The organism is Sandaracinobacteroides sp., assembly GCF_057137845.1.
This window is the reverse complement of sequence record NZ_DBNHFX010000211.1, coordinates 1-6,014: the sequence shown is the minus strand read 5'-3', so window position 1 is coordinate 6,014 and position 6,014 is coordinate 1. Positions and strand designations below refer to the sequence as shown.

The 6,014-nt window shown below is 63.7% G+C and carries 6 protein-coding genes and 1 tRNA gene; 5 read left to right on the top strand and 2 right to left on the bottom strand.

Features of this window, described 5'->3' with window-relative positions:
- Positions 1 to 181 (bottom strand): (2Fe-2S)-binding protein (locus AC16JP_RS11485; RefSeq protein WP_484340752.1); only part of this gene is annotated, 181 nt, incomplete at its 3' end.
- Between the two features lie 187 nt (positions 182 to 368).
- On the opposite strand from AC16JP_RS11485, the gene wecB reads away from it, so the two are divergent.
- Positions 369 to 1,490 (top strand): non-hydrolyzing UDP-N-acetylglucosamine 2-epimerase, encoded by a 1,122-nt coding sequence (gene wecB / locus AC16JP_RS11480; protein ID WP_484340751.1) that lies wholly within the window; start codon positions 369 to 371, stop codon positions 1,488 to 1,490.
- 9 nt (positions 1,491 to 1,499) lie between these two features.
- Here wecB and aroA read toward each other — a convergent pair whose 3' ends face one another.
- Entirely contained in the window at positions 1,500 to 2,837 is a 1,338-nt protein-coding gene (gene aroA / locus AC16JP_RS11475; protein WP_484340750.1) for a 3-phosphoshikimate 1-carboxyvinyltransferase, read from the bottom strand.
- A 113-nt stretch (positions 2,838 to 2,950) separates the two neighbouring features.
- Here aroA and AC16JP_RS11470 point away from each other — a divergent pair, with 113 nt between their 5' ends.
- The 4 genes from AC16JP_RS11470 (at position 2,951) to guaA (ending at position 5,760) form a co-directional block, all read left to right on the top strand.
- Positions 2,951 to 3,277: a TIGR02300 family protein gene (locus AC16JP_RS11470; protein WP_484340749.1), complete on the top strand. Its 327-nt coding sequence runs from the start codon at positions 2,951 to 2,953 to the stop codon at positions 3,275 to 3,277.
- Between the two features lie 165 nt (positions 3,278 to 3,442).
- Positions 3,443 to 3,518 (top strand) — tRNA-Ala (locus AC16JP_RS11465).
- A 176-nt stretch (positions 3,519 to 3,694) separates the two neighbouring features.
- A complete protein-coding gene (locus tag AC16JP_RS11460) occupies positions 3,695 to 4,147 on the top strand; it encodes an acyl-CoA thioesterase (protein ID WP_484340748.1) in 453 nt (150 codons plus the stop codon).
- A gap of 44 nt (positions 4,148 to 4,191) precedes the next feature.
- A complete protein-coding gene (gene guaA, locus AC16JP_RS11455; RefSeq protein WP_484340747.1) occupies positions 4,192 to 5,760 on the top strand; it encodes a glutamine-hydrolyzing GMP synthase in 1,569 nt (522 codons plus the stop codon).
- The last annotated feature ends 254 nt before the right edge of the window (positions 5,761 to 6,014 follow it).

Here is a 6,014-nt window from a genome sequence, read left to right as displayed (position 1 = left end):
CGCCGCTGACGCCGTCGCGCGCGATTTCGCGGACCTGGGCTTCACGCAGGGCATTGCACGAGCAAACGATCATCTGAGCGGCCTTTGCGTTGCGGCAGATCGTGAAATCCGCTGCGGTTTCTGCGGGGTATCGGTGATTCGCCGACATCGCTTGTTGCGACTGATAATCAAAACCGTTCACATGTGCAACTGATTCTCAACAATGGTCAGCCCTTGGCTCAAGCAGTGCTCAAGCTACGGCAATTAACCAACAATTCCTTTCTGTTGCGGCGGAAAGCGATGGCTCGCGTTCCGGCAAGCTGATATGGAGCGCCGGGGTCGGTGCCGTGGTTGCACATCATGCAGCCGCACGAGGGGGTGCCGGATCGATGCTAGGCAAACCGCCATTTCTGGTCGTCTGTGGGACGCGGCCGGAAGCGGTCAAATTATCGCCTGTGGTCGCTGCGTTGCGCCGTCATGGGCACCGCGTCGTGCTGGTTGCGACCGGCCAGCATCGCGATCTGGCGCCACGCATGTTCAATGAACTGGGAATATCGCCCGATGCAGTGCTGGAAAGCGCGCAGGCGGGCATCGGGCCAGGCCAGTTGCTCGGCAGTCTGGTCCAGCGTCTGTCGCCGCTGATCGGCGCCTACAGGCCGTCGATGGTTCTGGTGCAGGGCGACACGGTCAGCACGATCGCCGGTGCGCTTGCCGCTGCCTATGCAGGCGTGCCCGTCGGGCATATCGAAGCGGGCCTTCGCACCGCCGACATCGCCGACCCGTTCCCCGAGGAAATGCACCGCAGGCTGGTAAGCCCGATTGCCAACCTGCATTTCGCGCCAACCGAACGGGCGGCAATAGCGCTGCGGTTGGAAGGTGTGCCCGATGCCCGCATCCATGTCACCGGGAACACAGGGATCGACGCGCTGTTCGCGACCGCATCCCGGCTTGATGCGCACCGGTCGCTGGATGCCGGGCTGGAAAGGCGTTTCGGGGCAATCGCTGATCCATCGGCACGCCTGATCGTTGCAACCGTCCACCGCCGGGAAAATCAGATGGGCAGGCTTCAGGCGATTGCAGCCGGTCTTGCCGCGCTTTGCCGCGCAGACGGTGCGCACCGGATCATTCTGCCGTTGCATCCCAACCCGGAAGTCCGCCGTCCGCTGAAGAAAGCGCTTGGCGGCGTGCGCGGCATCCATCTGGTCGAGCCGCTGGATCATGCGGCGATGGTCTGGCTGATGCGGCGCGCGGCACTGCTGCTGACGGATTCGGGCGGGCTACAGGAAGAAGCGCCCTATCTTGGCCTGCGCACGCTTGTATTGCGCGCATCGACCGAGCGGCCGGAAGCGATCGAGGCGGGCGCCGCAGAAATTGCGCCAGCCATTGGCGACCTGATGGCCGCAGCAGCCATCCGCATGCTGGCCATGCCGAAACTTGCGCCAGTCCAGCCGTTCGGCGACGGCCACGCGGGGGAACGCATCGCTGCGATCCTTGGCGGCTTTGCGGGCTGAGCCTGCCGGTCAGCCCTCGTGCGCGCCGATTGCCTGCATCAGCGACAGGAACCCCGGAAAGCTGGTGGCGATGGGCGCCCGGTCATCGACGGTCACCGGGCTTTTGGCCATCAGCGACAAAACAGCGAAGCTCATGGCGATCCGGTGGTCCAGCTTCGTCTCTACCTGATTGCCGCCCGTGACCTTTGCGCCGCCATCGCCCTGCACGATCAGCCCGTCAGGCAATTCTTCGACGCCGACGCCAGCCGCCAGCAGGCCCGCGGCCATGGTTGCGATCCGGTCGCTTTCCTTGACCCGCAGTTCCTCGATACCGCGCATCACCGTCCTGCCCTCGGCAAAGGCGGCGGCCACGAACAGGGCAGGGTATTCGTCGATCATCGACGGAGCGATTTCCGGCGGCACCTCGATGCCGCGCAAATGCGCGTGGCGCACCCGCAGATCGGCGACCGGCTCTCCGCCGACGAGGCGCGGGTTCAGCCGTTCGATACCGGCTCCCATCATGTCCAGCACACGCACCAGCCCGTCGCGTGTCGGGTTCAGGCCAACGCCTTCGATCAACACGTCCGAACCGGGCACGATCAGCGCAGCGACGATCGGGAATGCCGCCGACGACGGGTCGCCCGGCACGGTAAGTTGCTGGGGCTTCAGTTCGGCCCAGCCCCTTACCGCGATGCGGCGCGTGCCGTCGGCCAGCAGATCGACCGTCAGGTCGGCGCCGAACCCTTGCAGCATCCGCTCGCTGTGATCGCGCGTCGGCACGGGTTCTTCGATGACGGTTTCCGCCTGCACGTTCAGCCCCGCCAGCAGAATGGCCGATTTCACCTGTGCCGAAGCGACCGGCAGGCGATAATGGATCGGCAGGGGTGTGGCGGCACCGCGCAGCAGCAGCGGCAGCCTGCCGCCGGGCGAGGCTTCGAACTGTGCGCCCATCGCCGACAGCGGTTCGATCACCCGCCCCATCGGCCGGCTGCTTAGCGATGCATCGCCGGTGAAAGTGGCGGTGATCGGGTGGGTGGCAACCAGACCCATCAGCAGCCGTGTCGAGGTGCCGCTGTTGCCCATCGCCAGCGCGTTTGCGGGTTGCAGCAGGCTGCCGACGCCGACGCCGTGAATGGCCCAGCTTCCTTCGCCTGCGCGCTCGATCCGGGCGCCCATTGCGCGCATGGCGGCGGCGGTTGCCAGCACGTCCTCGCCTTCGAGCAGGCCATCCACGCGGCTTTCACCGACGGCAAGCGCCGACAGCATGAGCGCCCGGTGCGAGATGGATTTGTCTCCGGGAACGGTGATGTGACCGGCCAGCGGGCCTTCTGCCACAAGGCGCAGGGGAAGAACTTGTTCGGCGTGCATGGGCGGGGGCTTTGACAGCGGCACGCGCCTATGGCAAGGCGCGCCCCTTCCAGCGATGACGGGACCGGTGCTCAACGGCACGGCGGACCTGCCGCCAAACGGAGTTTTTTGACGTGATCAAGCCCGAGTGGGGCACCAAGCGCCAGTGCCCGAAGTGCGGAACCCGCTTCTATGACCTGCAAAATGACGATCCCGTCACTTGCATCGAGTGCGGCAATGCGTGGATCCCCGAACCGATCCTGAAATCGAAGCAGACGCTGCCGTTCGAAACCCAGAAGGCCGAAGGCGACAGCGCCAAGGCCGAACCGGCGCTCGAGAACGACGATCTCGACATCGACGATGCCGACAGCGACGAGCCGTCGGACGACGCCAACGTCGATATCGGCGGTGATGACGATCTGTCGGAAGTGGTCGTCGAAGACCGCGAGGAAGATCGCTGACGATCGCGCATCGCCCGGCACGCACTGCCGGGCGATGTGCATCTACTGCCCGGCTGTCCATCCGGCGCGAAAAGATGATGGGCGTCGAAAAGGGGCTTGAACCCCGCACAACCTTGCGCTAATCGCGCCGCTCCCGCTCCCAGGCGGGACACACGGAATGGTCTTGGGGCCTTAGCTCAGCTGGGAGAGCGCTACAATGGCATTGTAGAGGTCAGCGGTTCGATCCCGCTAGGCTCCACCATCCGAACTCCCTGAACTTGCAGAACTTTTTGGCGTGTGCGGTAATGGTGCTGCGCTTGTGCGCCTTGCTTCCTGTTGCGTTGCGCATGTATGCGTGGCCCAATGTATGCGTGCATCCGCAATCGTGTCGGCCATGATCTGGTATCGGCACACGCCTGAACAACAAGGGGATTCACGATGGCCGAGCGCCCTTCTCTCAGAGGACGCAATCATTACCGTGCATGGCGCCCGATCGCCACGCGCTGGATGGACAACGACGCCTATGGCCACGTCAACAATGTCGTTTACTATAGCTTCTTCGATACGGCCGTGAACGCCTGGCTGGTCGAGCAGGGCCTTCTGGATATCGAAAAGGGCGATCTTATCGGCCTGGTGGTCGAAACCGGCTGCACCTATGCCCGGCCGGTGGCCTTCCCGCAGGGTTTGCAGGCGGGAATCGCTGTCAGTCGCATCGGTTCGTCATCGGTCCGCTATGAAATCGGCCTGTTCGTCGAAGGCTCTGCCGAACCGGCGGCGCAGGGATTTTTCGTGCATGTCTATGTCGCGCGCGACGGGCGCCGCCCGAAACCGCTGGACGAGCGCTGGCGGACGATCCTGTCGACGATCGAAAGGCACAGCGAAGGCGACTGAGCTTGCCACTGGCGTCGGGGCGATTCGATCCGTAATGCAGCCGCATGTCGATCTCTGCTGAAGCCCAAGCCAACACCGTTCTGATCCTCGACTTCGGAAGCCAGGTGACCCAGCTCATCGCGCGCCGGGTTAGGGAAGCGCATGTTTATTGCGAGGTGGTGCCGTTCCACGGCGCGGCGGCTGCCATCGGGCGTTTGCAGCCAAAGGCGATCATCCTGTCAGGCGGCCCCGCCAGCGTGACCGAAGGCGGCAGCCCCGAACTCGCGGTAGCGGTTTTGCAGGCGGGCGTGCCGGTATTGGGGATCTGCTACGGCCAGCAGGCGATGGTGAAGGCGCTGGGCGGGCGGGTGTCTGCCGGCGGAACGCGCGAATTCGGCCGTGCCGAAGTGCAGGTGGTGGCGCCCTGCCGGCTGTTCGAAGGTGTCTGGGCGGATGGCAGCATGCACCCGGTCTGGATGAGCCACGGAGACCGGGTGGACGCGCTGCCCGCCGGGTTTCAGGTCGTCGCCCGGTCAGATGGTGCGCCGTTTGCCGCCGTCGCGGATGAAGCGCGCGGGTTCTATGCCGTGCAGTTCCACCCGGAAGTCGTGCACACGCCCGACGGGCGCCGCCTGATCGAGAATTTCGTCCTGAAGGTTGCCGGGGCAAAGCCGGTGTGGAGCATGGCGAACTTCCGCGAAACCAAGATCGCCGAAATCCGTGCGCAGGTGGGTGATGGCAGGGTGATCTGCGGCCTGTCGGGGGGCGTCGATTCGGCGGTTGCGGCGGTCCTCATCCATGAAGCGATCGGCGATCAACTGGTCTGCGTGTTCGTCGATCATGGGCTGATGCGCCTGAACGAAGCCGAGCAGGTGGTGGGCCTGTTCCGCGACCATTACAACATCCAGTTGGTGCACGTGGACGCTGCCGCGCAGTTTCTGGGCGGGCTGGCGGGTGTCACCGACCCCGAGGCCAAGCGCAAGTTCATCGGCAAAACCTTCATTGACGTGTTCGAAGCCGAAGCACGAAAGCTGGGCGGGGCGAAGTTCCTGGCGCAAGGCACATTATACCCCGACGTGATCGAGAGCGTGAGCTTCACCGGCGGCCCATCCGTCACGATCAAGAGCCATCACAACGTCGGCGGCCTGCCCGAGCGCATGGACATGGCGCTTGTCGAGCCGCTGCGCGAACTGTTCAAGGACGAGGTGCGCGAACTGGGCCGTGAACTGGGCCTGCCCGACATCTTTGTCGGCCGCCACCCGTTCCCCGGCCCGGGCCTTGCGATCCGCATTCCCGGCGAAGTGACGGAAGAAGCCTGCGATACGCTGCGGCAGGCGGATGCGGTATATCTGGAAGAAATCCGCGCTGCCGGCCTGTATGATGAAATCTGGCAGGCCTTCGCAGTGCTGCTGCCGGTGCGCACCGTGGGCGTAATGGGCGACGGCCGCACCTATGATCGCGTCTGCGCCCTGCGTGCGGTAACGTCGGTCGACGGCATGACGGCAGACATCTACCCCTTCGAACCAGCCTTCCTTGCCCGCGTTGCAACGCGCATCGTCAACGAAGTAAAGGGCGTGAACCGCGTAGTCTATGACTACACGTCAAAACCCCCCGGCACGATCGAGTGGGAGTGATAGGGCGTCTGGCAATGGCTGGCGTCGAGTAGCACGAGAACATATCTAAATCCGCGCTACTGCGGGCTTTTTTTTTGCTATTTCGTTCGGCACCTCTTGGCAACATTTGGCATCGCCAAACATCGTTTTTTCATGGCATCATGGATAGCATTGAGTGCTTCGATGCCATGAAGCTCTATCAATACCATGTGGCTAGCTTTCTAGCGATCATGGTATTGATATGAAACGATACAATGATTTTTATTGTTTTTTTA